Source organism: Halorussus caseinilyticus, assembly GCF_029338395.1.
In the GTDB taxonomy this organism is placed as follows: Archaea; Halobacteriota; Halobacteria; order Halobacteriales; family Haladaptataceae; genus Halorussus; species Halorussus caseinilyticus.
This window is the reverse complement of record NZ_CP119809.1, coordinates 604,500-623,548: the sequence shown is the minus strand read 5'-3', so window position 1 is coordinate 623,548 and position 19,049 is coordinate 604,500. Positions and strand designations below refer to the sequence as shown.

Here is a 19,049-nt window from a genome sequence, read left to right as displayed (position 1 = left end):
AGGTGAGCAATCCTTTGAGGATAGGCGTGACCCGGATTAGCCGAAACGAGAACTATGCCTTCCCGCAGAGTTGGGGATTCCCGAGTACAGAAGGGAATCATAGGATTCGAGTCTTGAAGGACAGACCAGAGAAGTTCGGATTAACAAGGACTCGCGCCTTCCCGCAGGTTTGGGGCTTCTGAGAAGTCCAAGGTTGGGCAACCCGGTCCCATCTTTAGCGTGCAACATCCGACAGAGAACAGGCCCCTTGGAGGATTACTTAGAGTAATTACTCGTGCGGACATTCTCGAAGAACCACCTTCCCGCCGTGAAAGGCGCGGGCCGCAAACGACAGCAGAACGACTCCTTTTTCAGAACCGCCAGACGCGGAGGCTCCGTGTCGGTCGGGGAATCAAATGTTAGCGGCAAAACCCACGGGTAAACCTAATCAAATGTTAGGTCTTCCGGGGGAGAAGTTTATATAGACACCGTCCCGTAGGTGCCTTTACGACGTTTCGCTCTGCGAAAGCCGGTGGAGGGATTTGAACCCTCGGCCTATTCCTTACGAAGGAATCGCTCTAGCCAGTCTGAGCTACACCGGCACGCTCACGTCCGTTCGCGTCCCGAGCCTGACCTCACTCCGTTCGGTCAGACACCGGCAGACTACTTCGCCTGCACTTCTTACTCCATCTACGGGAGAAATAAGACTTCCGAAATCGCCCGCCGTTAGCGAGACAGTCGCACGTCGAGACAGACGTTCAACTCGTGGGGCGCGTACGACCGGACGGCGTGGCGGGTCTCGACTTCCACGTCGTAGTCGGGTTCCGCGGCGGCGCGAATCGCCGCCTCGCCCGGTCCGAAGGGGTCGTCCTCGTGCTGGATGTCGTAGTAGTGGACCGCGCAGTCGTCGCCCGCGAGTTCGACCGCCGAGTCGAGGAACTCGTCGGCGCTGTGGGGCAGGTTCATCACCACGCGGTCGGCCCAGTCCGCGTACTCGGGCGCGACTTCCCGTACGTCGCCCTGAATCGCCGTCACCCTCTCTTCCACGTCGTTGCGGCGGGCGTTCTCCCGCAGGTACTCGACCGCACGCTCGTTCAAGTCCACGCCGACGGCTTGAGCGCCGCGCTTGGCGAACGGGACGACGAAGGGACCCACCCCGGCGAACATGTCGAAGGCCCGCTCGCCCGACTCGACCTGTTCGGCCACGCGGTGGCGCTCGGTGGCGAGGCGCGGCGAGAAGTACACCTCGGCCACGTCGAGTAGGTACTCGCATCCGTACTCGCGGTGGACCGTCTCGGTGCCGTCGCCGACCAGCACCTCCCAGTCGCGGACGCGCAACTCGCCTTTGACCTTCGACGCGCGGTTGACCACCGTCTTCACGGGGATGTCCGAGTCCATCACCGCGTCGGCGATGTCGCGGGCGCGGTCGGAGTCGTCCTCGTCGAGAATCACGATGTCGCCGAGTCGCTCGTAGGTGGGTTCGAAGCCGAGCAAGTCCGTGGGCGTGTCGGGCGTGTCGCGTTCGCCGACAGCGCGCGCGACGACTTCCAACTCGTCGGGCACCGCCTCGGGGTCGGTCACCGGGAGGTAGAGGTACCCCTCCGCGACTTCGATTTCGAACTCCTCGGCGAGCAGGTTTGCCTCGGCCAACCGCGTTCGGGTCTCCTCGCCTCGCTCTCGTTCGACGCGCACGCACGGCGCTTCCATGCCCCCGACTTTTCGGGGTACGGCGGTAAGCGTGACGCTTCGCGGTCCCGATTCCCCGCCGGGAGTCCGGGTTTTGCCCGGATTGTATTCGGGGAGGGCGTTCGTTACTCAGCTACAATCGTCCTCTTCCGATGCCTCGGGGTGTACGACGTGATAGCGTTACTCGTTCTACAGGCTCAGTGTTCTCGGGGTGAACAGTTTTGAACGGTCTGGGGCTATTCGCCGCGAGGGAGAAGTCCCTCGCCGGTATCGCGGGAAAGCATCGGGAATCGAATCCGAACGGCACTGAACGAGCGTCGCCATTCAATACGGAAATCGTCGTAGCCGGAGTTGGCTCCGCGACGGGCGGAGTCGGTGACTACCTATGGCACAAACGTACCAGCAACCCCAGTACGGACAGGAAGAGCAGTCGCAACTCGGCCAACAGCGGTTCGGTCAACAGCACCAGATGGGCCAGCAGTCGCAAGTAGGCCAGCAGTCTCAGGTTGGTCGACAGCCTCAGATGCAACGGTCTCAGCTCGGCCAGCGAATCGGCCAGCAGTTCGACCAGACCGTCCCGCAGGAAGTCCAACAGACCATCGAGACCCTCGACCGAATCGAATCGGTCGCGGAGTGGGCCAAGACGAAGGTCTCGAAACGCCAGATGCCCGAGGCGGTGCGCGCTCTCGACGACATGCAGGACATCGCACACCTCGAGAAGAAACTCATCGTCCGCGAGTCACCGTACGCGCAACCGATTGGGCAGGCCGTGCGACAGACGTTCCAGCAGAACGTCCAAGAACTCCAGCAGTACGCCCAACAGCCCGAAGTCCAAGAGGCCGTCCAGCAGCTCCGTGAGTCGCTTCAGACGCTCGACCAAGGTCTGAACGCGGTCCAGAGACAGGGTGGACAGCACGGCCAGTCCGGTCAGCAGTTCGGTCAGCAGACCGAATCTCGACAGTTCGGTCAGCAGGGCGGAAGCCGCCAGCAGTACTGAATCCGGACTCCGACACCGCTTTTTTTGGCGAGCGTCGTCGGTCGCACTCGAAAGGCTATAGCAACCTCGGACGCCTACACCGGGTATGCTCACATTCGTCGGTCTCGGTCTCTACGACGAGCGGTCGATAACCGTCGAGGGACGGGACGCGCTCCGAGACGCCGATAGCGTCTTCGCCGAGTTCTACACCAGCAAACTCCTCGGTGCGAACGTCGCGGACCTCGAAGCCCACCACGACACCGAAATCCAAGTCCGGGACCGCGCGGGCGTCGAACAGGACCCCGAAACCATCTTGCGGGCCGGAGAAGAGGGCGATGCCGTCTTCCTCACCGCGGGCGACACGATGATTTCGACCACGCACGTGGACCTCCGACTCCGAGCCGAACAGCGGGGCATCGACACGCGCGTCGTCCACGCCCCGACCGCCGAGTCCGCGGCCAGCGGTCTCACCGGACTCCAGAACTACCGGTTCGGCAAGGCGACGACGCTCCCGTTCGACTACGCCCACGGTGCCGACGGCATCCCCGCCAGCGTCACCGACGCAATCGAGGAGAACCGCGAGCGGGGTCTGCACACGCTGGTCTATCTGGACATCAAGCTCCGGAACGACGAGTACATGACCGCCGACCACGCCGCCGACCTGCTCGCCGACGAGTATCCCGACCTGTTGGCGGTCGTCGTCGCGCGCGCCGGGAGTCCCGACCCACTCGTGACTGCCGACCGACTCTCGGAACTCGCCGACCGCGACTTCGGCGACCCGCTTCACTTGCTCGTGGTGCCGGGCGACCTGCACCACGTCGAGGCCGACGCGCTCGCCGAACTCGCGGACGCGCCCGACGAACTGCTCGACGTGGAGTAATCCCGAAGGCGACGTTTTCGACAGCGACGACCAAAACTATTCTCTCGGAACAGACTTCAGAACCCCAAAAAACCGACTCACGACCGCCGAACTACTCGCCCTTACCGTCGGTCGCAATCGGGCGCTCGGTGCCGACCGCCTCGTGGAGGTCGTACTCGTCGCCGGTCACGATGTAGAGTACGTCCTCGCCGACGGTCAGGAGTTCGGGCACCTCGCGGGCGACGGCCCACGCGATACCGACCAGCGCGACGACCGAGAGGCTCTGGGCCAACACCCGGTCGGAGATGAAGTACGACACCATGTTGGGGTTCTCGTAACCCACCAGCGCCATCGTCGGGTCCACGAACACCTGCAACCACTGCTGGCTGAACGCGAGGGTGATGAACACGACCCGGACGAGGTTCAGCGCCCAGATGACCGGGATGGCGATGGCGATGGCCCGAAGCTTTCGGCGAAGCGGCGCGCGAACCGCGGCGATGAGTCCGCCGAAGATGGCCATGCTCCCGAGACCGGTGCAGGCCAGCAGGACGTTGATGGTGAACTCGCCGTCGTTCTCAGTGGCGAAGAAGTACGCGCCCCGGATAGTCTCCTCGCGCTGAATCACCTGAAACTCGTAGCCGAGCGACTGCATGACGATTTCGCCCTGCCATGCCACCGTCTCGATGAGCCACTCCTTGGCGGGCGGAATCATCGTGAACGGCATGTAGATGAGTCCCATGAACGCGACGGCCCGTGAGAGCAAAAAGAGCGTCTCGCGCCCCTGCAAGAGCAGGTAGCCGACGTACAGACAGGCCGGAAGCGCGACGAGGCTCAGGGCACCTTCGATGAAACTCTTCTGTTCGAACGCGAAGTGGGGAAACAGCGCGAGCCAGAAGACGCCGAACACGACCCACGCGCCCGCCGCGAGGTAGCGCGCGCGCCCGCGTCCGTGGTCGCCGTCGTACCAGTCGAGTGCGGCGGCGGCGGCGAACAGTCCGACTGCGAGCCACGCCAGACCGTCTGTCAACGCCGTAGTCACTGTTAGCAGAGTGAACGCGCCGCCCAGATAAAGAGTTGACGGCTTCAACCGGTCCCGGTAAGCACTGCTTAGGAGTACGGAAATGCCTCGTTTCTCCCACGCGACGGCTGTCGCTACGGGGTCGAACGTACGAAAAATGGAAACAGCGGAAACCGGAGAAATCCGGTGGTTAGTCAGCTACGCTTAGTTGCTGCGGCGGAGAGCCAGCAGCGCGGCGGCGACGAGTGCGACGAGAGCCACACTGACACCGAAGCCGGGGATGCCACCGTCACTTTCGGTCGTGGTGGTTTCCTCTTCCGTGGTTTCCTCTTCGGTGGTCTCCTCGGTCGTGGTCTCCTCGGTCGTGGTCGTCGTGGTCGTCGTAGTCGTCGTGGTCGTCTCGTTCGTCGTCGTGTTCGTCGTCGTCTCGTTGCCGTCCGGCTGGTCGGCGGACTCGACGATCACGCCGCTAACCTCGTCGCTAGCGTCACCGGACTTGGCGGAGACGGTGACTTCCGTGCCCGTGTCGACATCGCTGAAGTCGAACGGAGCGACGAACGTACCGTCGTCCTGAACGGTCGCGGTCGCGGTGCGGACGAAGGAGTCGGACTTGACCTGAACCTGGAACTCGGAGCCAGCAGCGATGCTGGTGTCACCAGTGATGTTACCGCCAACGGGGAGCACGTCGCTCTCGTTCACGCCAGTGAAGGAGAGTTCGCGGTCCTCGACGGCGAACGTCGCGTTGGCCGAGCGAGCCTCGTCCGTGACGTTACTGTTCTGGTGGACAGTGAACGTCGCGCGGTACTCGTCACCAGCGGCGATGCCGTTCTTGCTGGTGTCAACGACGCTGTAGATGGTGTTGTTCGCGGAGTCGAAGTAGACCGCGCGGGTGCCGTTGCCCTGGAATGTCTTGGGCTGGGCGTTCGCGCCGGGGTTCGTCTCCGTGAAGTTCATCGAGTAAACGTCACTGCCGTTCGTGGCAGTGCTGAGGTTCTGCATGTCGAGGCTGGCGTCGCCGTAGAGACCGGACGCGCTGAACTCGACAACTGCGAGGTCCTGCATGGCGACGGAGTCACCCTCGACGACACCGCTGACGAGAGCGCTCACGTCTTCGGGCAGGTTGCTGGTCTGACGCGGGTGCGTCCAGACCTGGGCGCTGTCGACGGAGCCCTCGTTGAGGACGAGCTGGGTAACGTCGTCGTCACCCGTGACGCCCGTCGTCATCTCGTACTGACCGGCCGCGATGGGGCTACCGAGACCCGAGTCGGGGGACTGGTCGTCCCAGTTGGTGTGGACGCCCTGGAGCGGGCCACCGCTGGTGTCGACACTGTCTTCGCCCGTGGCGCTCACGAAGTCGGTGACAGTGGCGCTACCGGACTGGTAGCTGTTGAACTGAACGGTAACTTCGCCGTCGTTGTTGTTGTCGTTGACGGTGAAGTTAGCCTTCCAGTTGACATCCTGACTACCGATGGAGGCGTTGGCCATGTTGCTGTTTTCGAGGTTGATGGTGTACGTGGCAATGTCACCGCGCTCGTCGGTGACGACCGAGCCACTCTGGAACGACGACATGGCGTCGCCACCCTCGGTGACGTTGATGTCAGCGGAGGCGGTTGCGCCGGTGTCGTTCACTTCGGCCTCGAAGGTGTAGTTACCGGCCGAGATGCCGTTGAAGTTGGTGCTGAACGTTTCCTGCTGAACGTTCACGATGGCAACGCCGCTCTCGGTGCGGTTGGACGTAACGTTGAGAACGCCCTGAAGCTCCTCGGAGCTGAGGCCACTCGCCGTAAGCGTGACGTTGTAGCCGATGCGCTTGGAACCGAGGGTGAAGTTCGTCGTCGAGGAGTGAGCGTTGTCCACGCTACCGTCCTCGAAGGACGCGCTCAGGTCCTGGTCACGAACCGTGAAGGAGAGGTTGCTTCCACCAACACTGAGGTTCGTACCGTCGTCCTCTTGGAGGTAGAAGCCACCTTCCATGCCGTCGGTGCTGAACTTGAAGTCACCTTCACTGTCGGTAGTGATGGTGTCGTACAGTTCACCGTTGGCATGCATAATCTGCACAGTTGCGGAACTACTCAGTGCGGAGTCGTTGAAGACGGTCTGACCGGCCCAGTAACTCTGGCCCGCGTCTAGCGAAGTCGCTTTGCCCATCTCGACGTTTCCTGCCTGCGCTGTGGCCGCGCCCGCGAAGGCGACGGTGCCGGCGAAAACCGACATTACCAGCATCGCAGCAAGGAGTACGCCGCGAAGTTTGTCTGTTGTCGTTGTCATGTTTAGTTTGTTTATTCGGTCGGCGACAGCACCTTTCCTGTGCCCGTCGGGGGAACCCGGACGAACCGGGTGAGGGCCGTGGTACTCGCTACTGCCACCATGGGTAGGGGTACGGATGAAAGGTTAAGCCGTGGTTATAAGTGCTTTGTGGTCTGTGGCGTGGCTCGTCAACCCTTCACACGCCCGCGAGCGCCGCTGAGTACCGGTTCTACGGCGTCGAATCGCTTCGGTAATCCGAGAATACCTTATAAAGAAACGCGGCGTTTCCGCCGTCTGTTCCGCCTACGGCCCGCCCATTCTAACATCTTTACTCGGCGAAGAATTAGTCAACGGAATTTTCTTTCCGGTCGCTTAGCTCTCGCACTCGACACGACCTTTTCCGGCGCTCGCTCGCTGGTCGCTCGCTTGCAAAACGTCGATGAAAAACCGCTGACTTGCCCTACTCGTCGCGTTCGATGACTTCGATTTCGTGGCCGTCTACGTCCTTGGTGAAGGCGTAGCGGTTGTCACAGGACTCGGGGTCGCGGTAGTCTTCCGCGTCTCGTTCCATCAGCGTCTCCCAGTCGTCTTGCAGGTCGTCGGCGCGGACCGCGAGGTGGCCCCACGCGTCGCCCATCGTGTACGTCCGGCCGTCGTAGTTGTAGGTGAGTTCGACGGCCATCGCCTCGTCCGGCGCGCCCTCGGGTTTCACGAAGTAGTTTGCGAAGGTGTCGGACTCCCACCGGCCGGTGTGTTCGTACTCCAGTTTCCGAGTGTACCACCCGAGGGCTTCGTCGGCGTCCTCGACGCGAATCATGGTGTGGTCGAGACTCCAGCGCGCGCCGTAATCTCGCTCCACGATTTCGACTTCGTGGCCGTCGGGGTCCTTCACGAAGGCGTAGGAACCGCCGCAGGAATCGGGGTCTCGGTAGTCCTCGCACCCCTCATCCATCAACTGGTCGTAGGCGTCGTACACGTCCTCGACGCGCACGGCGATGTGGCCCCACGCGTCGCCCATCTCGTAGGTCCGGTCGTCGTGGTTGTAGGTGAGTTCGAGGACCGCGCCCTCCTCGTGTACGTCCTCGGGACCGAGGTAGACGTTCGTGAAGGTGTCGGCCTCCCAGCGACCCTTCTCCTCGTAGCCGAGGTGATTTCCGTACCAGTCGAGGCTCTCGTCCAAGTCCGCTACGCGCATCATCACGTGGTCGAGCGTGGCGTTCATGACGGTTCGAAGTAGGCGTTTCCGACGCGTTAAGGCTACCGTTCGCGGAAACGCCGTGCCCGGCGAGATGCGACGATGCCCCGCGATGGCGCGGTGCACGAGTGCGCCGCGCCCGTGCGTACACGGGAAGAATTACCGCCACAGCGCGCGCCGCAGGTCCGGCCAGTGGAACCACCACGCCGCGGTCCAGAGCAGGACCGACCCGACCGGAACCGCTAGCAGTCCGGGGCGTGCCAACCCGAACGCGAACCAGAAGTTGCTCGCACCCGCCAGCGCGAGCAGACCCCCGGTGACTCGCCGGTCCTCCGAGTCGGGAGCGAACCACCCGAGGGCGGCGTTGCCGACGGCGAGCAGGTAGAGGACGACTGCGACCGGCCACGCGAGCAGTCGGTTCGGTAGCCCGCGGGTGTAGACGAAGAGGTAGTCGGTCAGCGTCGTGACGTGAAACGGGTCGAGCGTCGCCAGTCCCCACGCGAAGACCAAATCGCCGGTCGAGAGGACAGTCCACGGCGCGAGAAAAAGCGCGAGCAGTGCGAGCAGTCGCCGCGGGGAAGTCGGCCGGTCCATCACTTCCGGACGACGAGTCGGAGAACGTCCTCGTCGGCGAGTTCGTGTTCCTTGCCGACCTGTTGCTCGTCGTGTTTGGCGCTCGGACCGCTCACGCGGGCGAACCGGAAGCGGTCTTCGAGTTCCCCGCCGAGTTTCCGGGCGGCGTCGCCGACGGTCGAACCCCGCTCCAGAACCAGCGGTTCCTCGCGGTCCACGCCGCGGCCGGGTTTGTCCATGTAGATGCGCATCAGGCCGAGTTCCTCCCAGATGGTCTGTTTGAGCGAGTCGAGTCCCCTCTCGGCCTCCGCCGAGATGAAGATTGCCTCGTCGGGGTCGATGTCGCGCTCGCGGAGGTTCCGGTTGACCGTCTCCACGTAGTCGGGTTCGATGAGGTCTACCTTGTTGACGGTCACGATGGAGGGGATGTACTCGCGGTTGTCCATCACGCCGTCCACGAGGCGGTCAACGTCCAACTGCTCGCGGATGGTCACGTCGGCGTTGACGTAGCCGTGTTCCCGGATGACCTCTTTCACCACGTCCTCGGAGAGTTCGAGGTCCACACTCGACGTGACCCGGATGCCGCCCTTGCCCTTCTTGGAAATCTTGACGCTCGGTGGCTCTCGGTCGAGACGAATCTTGTTCTCGTAGAGTTCCTTCCGGAGTCGGTCGTACTGGTCGATGTCGAACACCGAGAGGACGAACACCACGAGGTCGGCCGCGCGGACGACCGACAGAACCTCTTGGCCGCCGCCGCGCCCGTGGGCCGCGCCCTCGATGAGACCCGGCACGTCGAGCAGTTGGATGTTCGCGCCGTTGTACTGGAGCATGCCGGGGTTCACGTCGAGAGTCGTGAATTCGTAGTCTCCAGTCTCGCTCTCGGCGGCGGTCAGCGCGTTCAACAGGGTCGATTTCCCGACGCTCGGGAAGCCGACGAACGCGACGGTGGCGTCACCGTGCTTCTCGACGTGGTATCCTTCGCCGCCACCGGCGGAGGACTGGTTTTCGAGTTTCTCTTTCTTCTCCGCGAGTTTCGCTTTCAGCCGTCCGATGTGGCTCTCCGTGGACTTGTTGTACGGCGTTTCGGCGATTTCCTCGCGGAGGTTCTCGATTTCTTCCTCCAGTCCCATTACCAGTGAGTCGGCCGTGCGCGCCGAAAAACCCTTTCTTTCTGGGCAGTCGCGCGGGTCGGCCGGGACCGGACAACTGACTTAGCAAGCCTTAAAACTGACGCGGGGGTTCGTTTAGGTATGGCTGAGACGATAGAAGTACTCGTCCCCGGCGGGCAGGCGGACCCCGGTCCGCCGCTCGGTCCGGAACTCGGACCGACCCCGGTGAACGTACAGGAGGTCGTCAACCAGATTAACGACCAGACCGAGGCTTTCGACGGGACCGAAGTCCCCGTCACCATCACCGTCGAAGACGACGGTAGCTTCGAAATCGAAGTGGGCGTTCCGCCGACGGCGGCGCTCATCAAGGACGAGGCCGGTTTCGAGACCGGAAGCGGCGAACCCCAGAAGGATTTCGTCGCGGACCTCTCCATCGACCAAGTGAAGAAGATTGCCGAGCAGAAACACCCGGACCTGCTCGCCTACGACACGAAGAACGCCGCGAAGGAAATCGTCGGCACCTGCGCGTCGCTCGGCGTCACCATCGAGGGCGACGACGCCCGCGAGTTCAAGGAGAAGGTGGACGCTGGCGAGTACGACGACGCGCTCCTCGAAGAAGCGTCGGCGTAACCCGGTTCTTTCGTTCCTGCTTTCGATTACGTCTCTAGCCGGAGCTATCGCTCTCGGCGGACGGTTCGGTCACGTCGGTAGCGAGTCGCACGAAGAAAACGAGTCCCGCCTCACCCTCGCGGGGTCGGACCGACACGAGCGACTACTGGCTGACTTCGGGACGCCGGACGTTCGGGGTTCGGGCGGCGTAGAACAACTCGGGTTCGCGCTCGCGGGTACACTCCAAGAGGGGGTCGAGTTCGTCGCCGCGGCCCGCGAGTTCCACCGTGGCGCTCTCGAGGTCGTACTCCACGGCGTCGGCCTCGCGGAGTTTCGGCAGGTGTGAGTGAATCAACGACAGTTCGACGGTCTCGGGGTTCACCTCGTCGCGGTCCTCGGACTGCCACGCGGCGATGCGACGGGCGAGTTCCTCGACGGAGGTTCGGCCGTTGCGCTTCAGGGCGTAGAGTACGCCGCGGCGTCGGGCGTCCCGTAGGAGGTCGAAAGCCGCACTTACGTCGTCGACGGTCTCGTTTTCGGGCTGGTACGTCATACAACAATCTCGTGGTGCCAAGGGTACATTAACCGGTCCGTCGCTCCCAACGATTGCAACGAACTCGTTCCGACCGTTGCAACTGTTTCAATGTCATATTGTCTTCTTTTAAAGAGCGGTGGGGCGAATCCGCATCGGACTATACCGCCCGAACTCGTCCGAGCGTAACCCGTACCTCTTTACTCTATCGGGGACCGAGAGACGAGTGAATGCTCACGGGTGTCAACGTCGCGCTCGGGATTACGGGTAGCATCGCGGCGGTGAAGGTAGTCGAGTTGGCGCACGAACTCCGGCGCAGGGGCGCGTCGGTCCGGGCGGTCACGACCGACAGCGCCCGCGGTATCGTCCACCCGTGGGCGGTCGAGTTCGCCACCGACAACCCGGTCGTCTCCGAGATTACCGGGCAGGTCGAACACGTCGAGTTGTGCGGCCGCGAGGGGTGGGCCGACGTACTTCTGATTGCACCGGCCACCGCGAACACGGTCGGCAAAATCGCGGGGGCAATCGACGACACGCCGGTCACGACGTGCGCGACGACTGCGCTCGGCGCGGGCGTCCCGGTCGTCGTCGCGCCCGCGATGCACGAGCCGATGTACGACCACCCCGGCGTCTTGGAGGCCATCGACAGGGTAGAGTCGTGGGGCGTCGAGTTCGTGGACCCCCGAATCGAGGAGGGGAAGGCGAAAATCGCCACCGAGGACGCCATCGCGCTGGAAGTCGCGCGCGCCACCGCGCCCGACCGCTTCGAGGGCGCGAACGTCGTCGTCACCAGCGGCGCGACCAGCGAACCCATCGACCCGGTGCGCGTGCTGACCAACCGCGCGTCGGGCAAGACCGGCCGTGCGGTCGCCCGCGCGTGCTACGCGCTCGGCGCGGACGTGACGCTGGTCCACGACGGCGACGACGCGCCCTACGCGGAAGTCGCGCAGGTCGAAACGGCCGCGGAGATGACCGAAGCGGTCCTCGACCGGGTGGAGGGCGGAGCGGCGGACGCGCTGGTCTCCGCGGCGGCCATCAGCGACTACACCGTCGAGACCGCCGACGAGAAGATTCGGTCGGGTCAGGACCTCACGCTCGACCTGACCCCGACGCCGAAACTCATCGACGCGGTTCGGGACGCCAGCGACGTGCCCGTCGTCGGGTTCAAGGCTGAGACTTCCGGCGACGACGAGAAGATGGTCGCCGAGGCCCGCGAGACGCTTCGCCGGGCGGCCCTCTCGTTCGTCGTCGCCAACGACGCCAGCGTGATGGGCGACGACCGGACTCGGACGCTGTTCGTCCGCGAGAACAGCGCGCGGGAGTACGAGGGGACGAAAGCCGAGTTGGGGTGGCAGGTGGCCGAGCAGTTGGCCGCGGAGTTGTGACGGCGCTTTTCGGTCCCGCTCGTCGGTCTTCGGGGTCTCGAAACGACTGACCGACCGTCGTTCGACCCGGCGCGCGCTGGCGCGGCCTCCGTGCCGCGCCATCGTCGCGCGAGGTCTTCGGGAGCGGTGCGCGGCGCTCTGCGCCGCGACTGAGAGCGGTGCAACCGCGAACGAGCGACCGAAGGCTCGTCGGAACTCGCTTCCGACGGTGGACGAGCATCGAGTGACCGAAGGGAGCGAGACGCGCAGTCGGTTGGGGAGGACGAGGTGCGGTAGCGGTGCGGTCGCGGTGCGGTCGCGGTGCTGTGCGGTCGCGGTCTTCATCGGTTCAAGCCTGAAGCTAGCTCTTCTCGACCGAGTATCGTTACTCGTAGTCGCGGTGCTGTGCGGTCGCGGTCCTCATCGGTTCAAGCCTGAAGCTAGCTCTTCTCGACCGAGTATCGTCGCTCGCAGTCGCCATGCGGTAGCGGTGCTGTGCGGTCGCGGTCTTCATCGGTTCAAGCCTGAAGTAGCGTCGTCGTTCTCTCTTCGCGTCCAGACGCTCGAAATCCGTGACTCCCGACGACCCTCGAAGAGCAACAAATTCCGTTCCGAGACAAGTACGAATAATTCCCTACCCAATCAAAATAGCACCAAAAGCAACCAGAAGATTGCTATCGGGAATCCGACCGCGCCTCAGTCCGACCCCGACTCCTCCTCGGGCCAGTCGGCGTCCTGTCCGAAGAACGGCACGCCCATCTTCTGTGCCGACCGGGAGATGAGGTGCGCGCCCGTCGGCGCGGTCAGGAACAGGAAGACGATGCCGACCAGCGAGGTCAGGCCCGCGCCCTGCGGACCGTAGTAGGCGAACCCCGCCAAGAGGATGGACGAGGCTCCCAGCGTGGCCGCCTTACTGCTTGCGTGCATCCGGTTGTACACGTCGGGGAACCGAATCAGGCCGACCGTGCCGACCAGAAGGAAGAAACTCCCGACGACGACGAGCGCCGCGACGACGAACTGTTGAATCACGTTCATTCGATGATGTCACCCTCGATTACGTACTGACTGACCGCGATAGTGCTGATGAACCCGATGATGGCGAGGACGAGGCTCACCGTGACGAACAGGCCTTCGCCGGTCGAGAGCGCGAACAGCGCCGCCATTGCGACGACGTTCGTGGCGATGGTGTCGAGCGCCACCACCCTGTCGGGGACCGTCGGTCCCTCGATGACCCGGTAGCCCGCGAACAGGGTGAGCGCCGCCGCGAGGACTAACGCGGCGTCCACGACCGTTCCGAGCAACGCGGGGTCACTCGCCATCCGACTCACCTCCCGCCGACCGCTCGGAGTCGTCGCGCCCGGCTTCCGGGCCGCCGTCCGCGCGTCCGCCGCGGCCGGGGACCGGCACCTCCGGCACGGGGTCGCCGGGCTTTCGCTCCTCGTCGAAGATGACCAGCGCGTAGTCCTCCCACGTCCGGATGGGTTCGACTACGGCCTCGCGGTTCCGACCGGTGATTCCGTGAACGTACAGCGTGTTGGTCTCGTCGTCGTAGTCCATGGTGAGCGTTCCGGGCGTCAGCGTGATGGAGTTGGCAATCGTGGTGATGGCCGCGTCCGTCTCGACGCGGAGCGGAACGACCACCACGTCGGGTTCGATAGGCATGCTCGGCGCGAGAACGCGGTAGGCAACGTCCACGTTCGCGGTCAGCAGTTCCTTGAGGAACACTCCGACGTATACCACCGCGTAGGGGAGCGCCCGAAGGTTCCGCCCGAGCGCGGTCTGCTCGGTGTAGAACCGCCGGAAAGCGAACGCGACGGGCAGGCCCAACGCGAGTCCGATGAGGAACTCGCCGAGGATGGCCGCCGGGTCCAGCGCGACCCCGCGGACGAACAGCCACAGCACCGCCAGCAGGACGCCGACGACCGGCCACTTGCGGGTGTTCACGCGTGACCACCTCCGCTACCGAGGACGGCCTCCACGTAGGCTTGGCGGTCCAGCGCGGCCTGCGCACCGGCTTCCGCGGCCCGCATCACTACGTCGAAGCCGACCCCGAGGACCGCGATGGAGAGCGCGAGCGCGACCACGACGGCGACCAGCGTGAACTTGGTCTCGCTGTGTTCGACCAGTAGCGAGGGTTCGCCCCAGAACCCGCGGTTCCACGCCCGCGAGAAGTACGCGATTGTCAGGATTGCGCCGAACAGCGCAATCGCCAGCGCGAGGGTCGACTCCACGCGGCCCGCCACGTCGAAGACGAGCATCTTGCCGAAGAAGCCCGACAGCGGCGGGATGCCGATGAGCGCCAACGCGCCCACGAAGAAGCCGCCCGAGAGCCACGGTGCGGTCTCGGAGAGACCGCCGAGGTCGGGGAACTGCTCGGTTCCCACAGCGTCGTACACCGCGCCGCTGGCCATGAACAGCAGTCCCTTGGCGAAGCCGTGGTTCAGGGCGTAGACCAGCGCCGCCGCGACTCCGAGGACGCGGACCGACTCGTCGGTCGCAGTCGCGGCAATCGCCAGCGGTAGGATAATGAACCCGACCTGTCCGATGGAGGAGTACGCCAGCAGGCCGTCGATGTCGTCGCGGCCGACCGCACCGACGCCGCCGACGATGATGCTCGCTCCGGCCATGGCGAACAGAATCGGCCCGTAGAACGCCAGCAGTGCGCTCCCTCCGTCCGGAACCGACAGACCGGGGAACGAGAGGTCGCCCAGCGCCGCCGCGCTGAACACCGTGAAGTACACCCGGATGATGGCGTAGACGCCGACCTTCTTGACGACGCCCGCGAGCATCGCCGAGACGGGTGCGGGTGCGGCGCGGTAGGCCGCGGGCACCCAGAACTGGAACGGCGCGAGTCCGGCCTTGAGCGCGAACACCGCGAACAGCAACGCCGACAGGCCGAGGACCGGCGCGATGGCGAAGTCGCCGTAGGCCGCGGGGTCGGCCACCCGCCGGGAGAGGTCGGCCATGTTGAGCGTCCCGGTGGTCGAGTAAAGACCGCCGATTGCCAACAGCATGACCGCGCTCCCGACCAGATTCAACACGACGTACTGAAGCGCCGCGCGGGTGTGTTCCGGCCCGCTGTAGAACACGACGAGGACGTAACTCGACATCAGCATCACCTCGAACCAGACGAAGAGGTTGAAGATGTCGCCGGTGAGGAACGACCCCGTGACCCCGACCATCATGAAGTGATACAGCGGGTGGTAGGAGACGCGCTGGCCGAAGCTATCGACGTACGCCGCCGAGAACACCAGCGCGGCGAGCGCGATGACCGCCGAGAACGCGAGCATGAACGCCGACAGCGAGTCGGCGACCAGCGTGATGCCGAACGGGGCCTGCCACCCCGAGAGCTGGTAGCTGAACACCTCGGTCGCTCCGAGGGGGTCCACCTTCGAGACGAGCCACGCGACCGCGCCGAGGTAGCCGACGCCGCCGAGCAGACTCAGCGTCACCTGCACCCGGCCGAACCGCCGGGTCAGCAGGGTCGCTATCGCCGTGACGAGCGCCACCAACAGCGGCGCGACGACGAACTGTTCGCTCACGCTTTCTCACCCAGTTCGAGTAGGTCGATGGTTCCGTGTTCCTGATACACCCGATAGGTCAGCACGAGCGCGAACGCCGTCGTCCCGAATCCGATGACGATGGCGGTCAACACGAGCGCCTGCACCAGCGGGTCCGTGACGGCGTGACCGCCGCCGTGTCCGCCGTGTCCGAGGACGGGAACGCCGCCGGAGAGACCGCCCATCGTCACGAGGTAGACGTTCGCCGACTGGCTGATAATGGTGACACCCCAGACGACCCGAACCACGTCCCGGCGCAGGACGAGGAAGGTCCCGAGCGCGAACAGCGTGCCGAGGACGGCGGCGAGGACGAACTGGGTCATTCGGTTCCCACCACCGCGAGAATCGTCAGAAGCGCCCCGACCACGACGAAGTAGACGCCGAGGTCGAAGGCGAGGGCACTCGCGACGTGGAGTTCGCCGTAGATTGGGACGTGGTGGAGGACCCAGAACGTCTGGTAGAGGAAGTTCCACCCGAACAGGACGGGAACCAGCCCTGCAATCGCGGCAGTCGCCAATCCGAGTCCGAAGGCGAGTTGGTAGTTCCCCACGATTCCGTGCTGGATGGACTCGATGAGTACCTCGCGGTTCTGGTGTAGCAACTCCTCTTCGAGGTAGTCCAGCCCGTAGATGATGTAAATCAGGGCGAACGCGGTCACGGTCAACACCCCGCCGATGAAGCCGCCGCCGGGGAGGTTGTGCCCCTGCAACAGCAGGGCGACCGCTGTCACGAGGATTATCGGTACCACTGTCCGAGTGACGGTTCGTGCGATGACTGTACTCATTGAGTCTCACCTCGTTCGCGCATTGCGACGAGCGTCAGCACCGATAGCGCGGCCATGGCGACGACCGAAATCTCGCCCAACGTGTCGAACGCTCGGAAGTCCACGAGGATGACGTTGACGACGTTGCCGCCGCCGCCCTCGGGGACGGCAGTCTCCACGAAGTAGTGGGCGATACCGTCGGCGGGCGAGGCCGCAGTCGAGACCAGCACGGTCACGAACACGGTCGCCCCGACGACCACCGAGAGCGCGCCGTCCCGAATCATCTTCCCCCTGCCCGCGTTCCCGTAGAACGCCGGGAGTTTGTCGAGAACGAGCAGAAAGATGACCAGCGTCAGCGTCTCGACGACCAACTGTGTCAGCGCGAGGTCGGGCGCGTCCGCGAGGACGTAGAACACCGCGACCATGAAGCCCAGAATCGAGAGGGTCAGCACGCCCGAGATGTGCGAGGGCGCGATGGACACCGCGACCGCACCGACGATTGCGACGCCCAACACGAGCGCGATGGGGAGCGTGACCGAGACGTTCGAGAGCGCGAAGCCGGGGAGCGAAACGTTCGCGGCGGCGTATCCGGCGAGCGCGAGCGCCGCGACCGACGCCATCGCCCACGTCGCGTACGTCCGGAGGAGTCCGTTCTGGACCCGAGCGGCCGCGGTGTCACTCCAGTCGTTCGCGCCGAAGACGAGCGAGTCGTAGTACCAGTTGGCGCGGAGTTGGTTCACGTCGGTCAGGCGGTTGACGCCGCGGTGAAGCCGACCGTAGAAGGGGTAGGCCGCCGCACCGACCACGAGCGTCACCGTACTCATCGCCACGGCGGGCGTGATGTGGTCGGGGAAGTAGTAGCTGAAGCCACCGTGGAGGTCGGCCTCCGGCGGGAGCGTGCTGGCCCACACCTCGGTCACGAAGTGGTCGAACGGTTCGAAGTGGACGCCGAAGGTGCCGAGGACGCCGCCGACGCTGATGAGGCCCGCGACGACGCCGAGCAGGAGCGGCGGCGCGAGCATCGCCTTCGGCGGGGAGTGGACCTTGTGGAGACCCGTGGGCTTGTCGCCGAAGAACAGCATCAGGAACCGGATGGAGTAGAGGAACGTGAACACGCTCCCGAACACCGCGACTGCGGGGTAGACCCACGCGAGACCGCCCGCGTGCGCCGCGGCCTCCCACGCGGCCTCGAATAGGAGTTCCTTCGAGTAGAAGCCGTTGAACGGCGGGACGCCCGCCATCCCGAGCGAGGCGACTGCCGCGATAGCCGCGGTGATTGGCAGGTCGTCTTTCAGCCCGCCCAAGTTCTCTATCTTCCGGGTTCCGGCTTCGTGGGCGACGATTCCGGCCACGAGGAACAGCGCGGCCTTGAACGCCGCGTGGTTGATGATGTGGAAGGCTCCGGTCTCGCCGCCGAGTTCGGAGGCGAACCCGAACCCGGCCACGATGAGTCCGAGGTGACTCGCGGTCGAGTACGCGAGCAGTTCCTTGATGTCGGTCGCGCCGACCGCCAAGATTGCGGCGACGGTCATCGTCGTCAGGCCGAGGACCGCGAACAGCAGTTGCCACTCGTCGCTGACGAACACCGGGCGGAGTCGGCCGAGGAGGTAGACGCCCGCCTTCACCATCGTCGCGGAGTGGAGGAACGCCGAGACCGGCGTGGGGGCTTCCATCGCGTTCGGAAGCCAGATGTGGAGCGGAACCTGCGCTGACTTGGCGGCCGCGCCGACCGCGACGAGTCCGAGGACCGGCAGGAACAGCCCTTCCGCGCGGAGCTGTTCCTGAACCAGTTCGGGGTTTTCGAGCATGTAGACGATGCTGAACTCGCCCGTGACCGCGTGGAGCAGGAGGAAGCCCACGAGCATGAACAGGCCGCCCGAGACGGTGATGAGCATCGACTTGCGGGCGGCGTACTGGGAACTCTTCTGTCGCTGGTAGTGACCGATGAGGACGAACGACGAGAGGCTGGTCAACTCCCAGAAGACGAACAGTGCCACGAGGTCGGCGGCGAACGCGACGCCGAGCATCGACCCCATGAACGCTAACAGCGCGGCGTAGTACTTCGCTTGGCCGGGTTCGCCGTGCATGTAGCCGCCGGAGTACGTGAGGATGAGGACGCCGACGCCGCTGGCGAGGAAGCCCACCAGCAACGAGAGGCCATCGACGTAGAAACTCAGCGATACCCCGAGCGAGCGTATCCACGGGAGCGAGACCGTACCGTGCGTGCCGTACTGACTGGCCACGAGTCCGAAACAGGCCAGTGCGACCGCGGCCGCATAGTAGGCGGTGCGCTCGCCCAGTGCGCGGTAGACGAGGGGCACCAGTCCTGCGGCCACGAACGGCAGGAACACGACGGCGAGTACCGCCGACGCTGTCGGGTCCGGTGTCGGTTGCACGTGCGATTCTCGCCCCGGACCGGACTTAACAGTTCTCAAATTAGGGTCGCACTCGGACCGTTCTGATGTGACTCGGGCGCACTCGTGCGCGCTCTCGCGTCCCGCGTTCGCGCTCGCGGGCAGAACCGGGCGCGCGGAGTGCGTACGCGAGGTTCGTTAGAACGCCACACGACGGCCACGCGA

18 protein-coding genes and 1 tRNA gene are annotated in these 19,049 nt (G+C 64.6%); 4 read left to right on the top strand and 15 right to left on the bottom strand.

What is annotated here, in order from left to right; translation table 11 throughout:
• Positions 1 to 506: 506 nt before the first annotated feature.
• Both P2T60_RS03130 and P2T60_RS03125 read right to left on the bottom strand, forming a co-directional pair.
• A tRNA-Thr gene (locus tag P2T60_RS03130) sits at positions 507 to 581 on the bottom strand.
• A 124-nt stretch (positions 582 to 705) separates the two neighbouring features.
• Positions 706 to 1,686, bottom strand: a complete 981-nt coding sequence (locus tag P2T60_RS03125) for a class I SAM-dependent methyltransferase (protein WP_276281104.1) — start codon at positions 1,684 to 1,686, stop codon at positions 706 to 708.
• A 364-nt stretch (positions 1,687 to 2,050) separates the two neighbouring features.
• On the opposite strand from P2T60_RS03125, the gene P2T60_RS03120 reads away from it, so the two are divergent.
• Both P2T60_RS03120 and dph5 read left to right on the top strand, forming a co-directional pair.
• Positions 2,051 to 2,662, top strand: a complete 612-nt coding sequence (locus P2T60_RS03120; protein WP_276281103.1) for a hypothetical protein — start codon at positions 2,051 to 2,053, stop codon at positions 2,660 to 2,662.
• An 85-nt stretch (positions 2,663 to 2,747) separates the two neighbouring features.
• On the top strand, positions 2,748 to 3,521 hold the full coding sequence (gene dph5 / locus P2T60_RS03115) for a diphthine synthase (protein WP_276281102.1): 774 nt from the start codon (positions 2,748 to 2,750) through the stop codon (positions 3,519 to 3,521).
• A gap of 91 nt (positions 3,522 to 3,612) precedes the next feature.
• Here dph5 and artA read toward each other — a convergent pair whose 3' ends face one another.
• The 5 genes from artA to P2T60_RS03090 all read right to left on the bottom strand — a co-directional run bounded on the left by artA (position 3,613) and on the right by P2T60_RS03090 (position 9,663).
• Positions 3,613 to 4,539, bottom strand: a complete 927-nt coding sequence (artA, locus tag P2T60_RS03110; protein WP_276281101.1) for an archaeosortase A — start codon at positions 4,537 to 4,539, stop codon at positions 3,613 to 3,615.
• Positions 4,540 to 4,722: 183 nt separating this feature from the next.
• Positions 4,723 to 6,786, bottom strand: a complete 2,064-nt coding sequence (locus P2T60_RS03105; RefSeq protein ID WP_420028693.1) for a DUF7827 domain-containing protein — start codon at positions 6,784 to 6,786, stop codon at positions 4,723 to 4,725.
• A gap of 439 nt (positions 6,787 to 7,225) precedes the next feature.
• On the bottom strand, positions 7,226 to 7,987 hold the full coding sequence (locus P2T60_RS03100; protein ID WP_276281099.1) for a VOC family protein: 762 nt from the start codon (positions 7,985 to 7,987) through the stop codon (positions 7,226 to 7,228).
• 132 nt (positions 7,988 to 8,119) lie between these two features.
• Positions 8,120 to 8,554: a TIGR04206 family protein gene (locus P2T60_RS03095; protein WP_276281098.1), complete on the bottom strand. Its 435-nt coding sequence runs from the start codon at positions 8,552 to 8,554 to the stop codon at positions 8,120 to 8,122.
• The gene (locus P2T60_RS03090; RefSeq protein ID WP_276281097.1) at positions 8,554 to 9,663 is read right to left on the bottom strand and encodes an OBG GTPase family GTP-binding protein; all 1,110 of its coding nucleotides are present in this window, start codon (positions 9,661 to 9,663) and stop codon (positions 8,554 to 8,556) included. Before P2T60_RS03090 ends, P2T60_RS03095 begins: the two co-directional genes overlap by 1 nt.
• A 120-nt stretch (positions 9,664 to 9,783) precedes the next feature.
• Here P2T60_RS03090 and P2T60_RS03085 point away from each other — a divergent pair, with 120 nt between their 5' ends.
• A complete protein-coding gene (locus P2T60_RS03085; RefSeq protein WP_276281096.1) occupies positions 9,784 to 10,272 on the top strand; it encodes a 50S ribosomal protein L11 in 489 nt (162 codons plus the stop codon).
• A 142-nt stretch (positions 10,273 to 10,414) separates the two neighbouring features.
• On the opposite strand, the gene P2T60_RS03080 is transcribed toward P2T60_RS03085, so the two are convergent.
• Entirely contained in the window at positions 10,415 to 10,804 is a 390-nt protein-coding gene (locus tag P2T60_RS03080) for a DUF7344 domain-containing protein (RefSeq protein WP_276281095.1), read from the bottom strand.
• A gap of 209 nt (positions 10,805 to 11,013) precedes the next feature.
• On the opposite strand from P2T60_RS03080, the gene coaBC reads away from it, so the two are divergent.
• On the top strand, positions 11,014 to 12,168 hold the full coding sequence (gene coaBC, locus P2T60_RS03075; RefSeq protein ID WP_276281094.1) for a bifunctional phosphopantothenoylcysteine decarboxylase/phosphopantothenate--cysteine ligase CoaBC: 1,155 nt from the start codon (positions 11,014 to 11,016) through the stop codon (positions 12,166 to 12,168).
• A 675-nt stretch (positions 12,169 to 12,843) separates the two neighbouring features.
• Here the strand turns inward: coaBC and mnhG are convergent.
• From mnhG to mbhE, 7 genes are read right to left on the bottom strand one after another with little or no spacing between them, the layout of a single operon-like run.
• Positions 12,844 to 13,182: a monovalent cation/H(+) antiporter subunit G gene (mnhG, locus tag P2T60_RS03070; protein WP_276281093.1), complete on the bottom strand. Its 339-nt coding sequence runs from the start codon at positions 13,180 to 13,182 to the stop codon at positions 12,844 to 12,846.
• A complete protein-coding gene (locus tag P2T60_RS03065) occupies positions 13,179 to 13,466 on the bottom strand; it encodes a monovalent cation/H+ antiporter complex subunit F (RefSeq protein ID WP_276281092.1) in 288 nt (95 codons plus the stop codon). The genes mnhG and P2T60_RS03065 overlap by 4 nt, the downstream gene beginning before the upstream one ends.
• Positions 13,456 to 14,091 carry a Na+/H+ antiporter subunit E gene (locus P2T60_RS03060; RefSeq protein ID WP_276281091.1) on the bottom strand — a complete coding sequence of 212 codons (636 nt, stop codon included), beginning with the start codon at positions 14,089 to 14,091 and terminating at the stop codon, positions 13,456 to 13,458. The genes P2T60_RS03065 and P2T60_RS03060 overlap by 11 nt, the downstream gene beginning before the upstream one ends.
• Positions 14,088 to 15,689, bottom strand: coding sequence for a complex I subunit 5 family protein (locus P2T60_RS03055; RefSeq protein ID WP_276281090.1), 1,602 nt, complete (start codon positions 15,687 to 15,689; stop codon positions 14,088 to 14,090). Before P2T60_RS03055 ends, P2T60_RS03060 begins: the two co-directional genes overlap by 4 nt.
• Positions 15,686 to 16,030 (bottom strand): sodium:proton antiporter, encoded by a 345-nt coding sequence (locus P2T60_RS03050; protein WP_276281089.1) that lies wholly within the window; start codon positions 16,028 to 16,030, stop codon positions 15,686 to 15,688. Before P2T60_RS03050 ends, P2T60_RS03055 begins: the two co-directional genes overlap by 4 nt.
• Positions 16,027 to 16,491: an MnhB domain-containing protein gene (locus P2T60_RS03045; protein ID WP_276281088.1), complete on the bottom strand. Its 465-nt coding sequence runs from the start codon at positions 16,489 to 16,491 to the stop codon at positions 16,027 to 16,029. Before P2T60_RS03045 ends, P2T60_RS03050 begins: the two co-directional genes overlap by 4 nt.
• Positions 16,488 to 18,866: a hydrogen gas-evolving membrane-bound hydrogenase subunit E gene (mbhE, locus tag P2T60_RS03040; protein ID WP_276281087.1), complete on the bottom strand. Its 2,379-nt coding sequence runs from the start codon at positions 18,864 to 18,866 to the stop codon at positions 16,488 to 16,490. Before mbhE ends, P2T60_RS03045 begins: the two co-directional genes overlap by 4 nt.
• Between the last annotated feature and the right edge of the window lie 183 nt (positions 18,867 to 19,049).

Coding starts and splice junctions, on each gene's coding strand:
- mnhG (WP_276281093.1), bottom strand. CDS start 13,182: ATGAACGTGATTCAACAGTTCGTCGTCGCGGCGCTCGTCGTCGTCGGG.
- P2T60_RS03065 (WP_276281092.1), bottom strand. CDS start 13,466: ATGGCGAGTGACCCCGCGTTGCTCGGAACGGTCGTGGACGCCGCGTTA.
- P2T60_RS03085 (WP_276281096.1), top strand. CDS start 9,784: ATGGCTGAGACGATAGAAGTACTCGTCCCCGGCGGGCAGGCGGACCCC.
- P2T60_RS03050 (WP_276281089.1), bottom strand. CDS start 16,030: ATGACCCAGTTCGTCCTCGCCGCCGTCCTCGGCACGCTGTTCGCGCTC.
- P2T60_RS03105 (WP_420028693.1), bottom strand. CDS start 6,786: ATGACAACGACAACAGACAAACTTCGCGGCGTACTCCTTGCTGCGATG.
- P2T60_RS03090 (WP_276281097.1), bottom strand. CDS start 9,663: ATGGGACTGGAGGAAGAAATCGAGAACCTCCGCGAGGAAATCGCCGAA.
- coaBC (WP_276281094.1), top strand. CDS start 11,014: ATGCTCACGGGTGTCAACGTCGCGCTCGGGATTACGGGTAGCATCGCG.
- P2T60_RS03120 (WP_276281103.1), top strand. CDS start 2,051: ATGGCACAAACGTACCAGCAACCCCAGTACGGACAGGAAGAGCAGTCG.
- dph5 (WP_276281102.1), top strand. CDS start 2,748: ATGCTCACATTCGTCGGTCTCGGTCTCTACGACGAGCGGTCGATAACC.
- P2T60_RS03095 (WP_276281098.1), bottom strand. CDS start 8,554: ATGGACCGGCCGACTTCCCCGCGGCGACTGCTCGCACTGCTCGCGCTT.
- P2T60_RS03045 (WP_276281088.1), bottom strand. CDS start 16,491: ATGAGTACAGTCATCGCACGAACCGTCACTCGGACAGTGGTACCGATA.
- P2T60_RS03100 (WP_276281099.1), bottom strand. CDS start 7,987: ATGAACGCCACGCTCGACCACGTGATGATGCGCGTAGCGGACTTGGAC.
- P2T60_RS03080 (WP_276281095.1), bottom strand. CDS start 10,804: ATGACGTACCAGCCCGAAAACGAGACCGTCGACGACGTAAGTGCGGCT.
- P2T60_RS03125 (WP_276281104.1), bottom strand. CDS start 1,686: ATGGAAGCGCCGTGCGTGCGCGTCGAACGAGAGCGAGGCGAGGAGACC.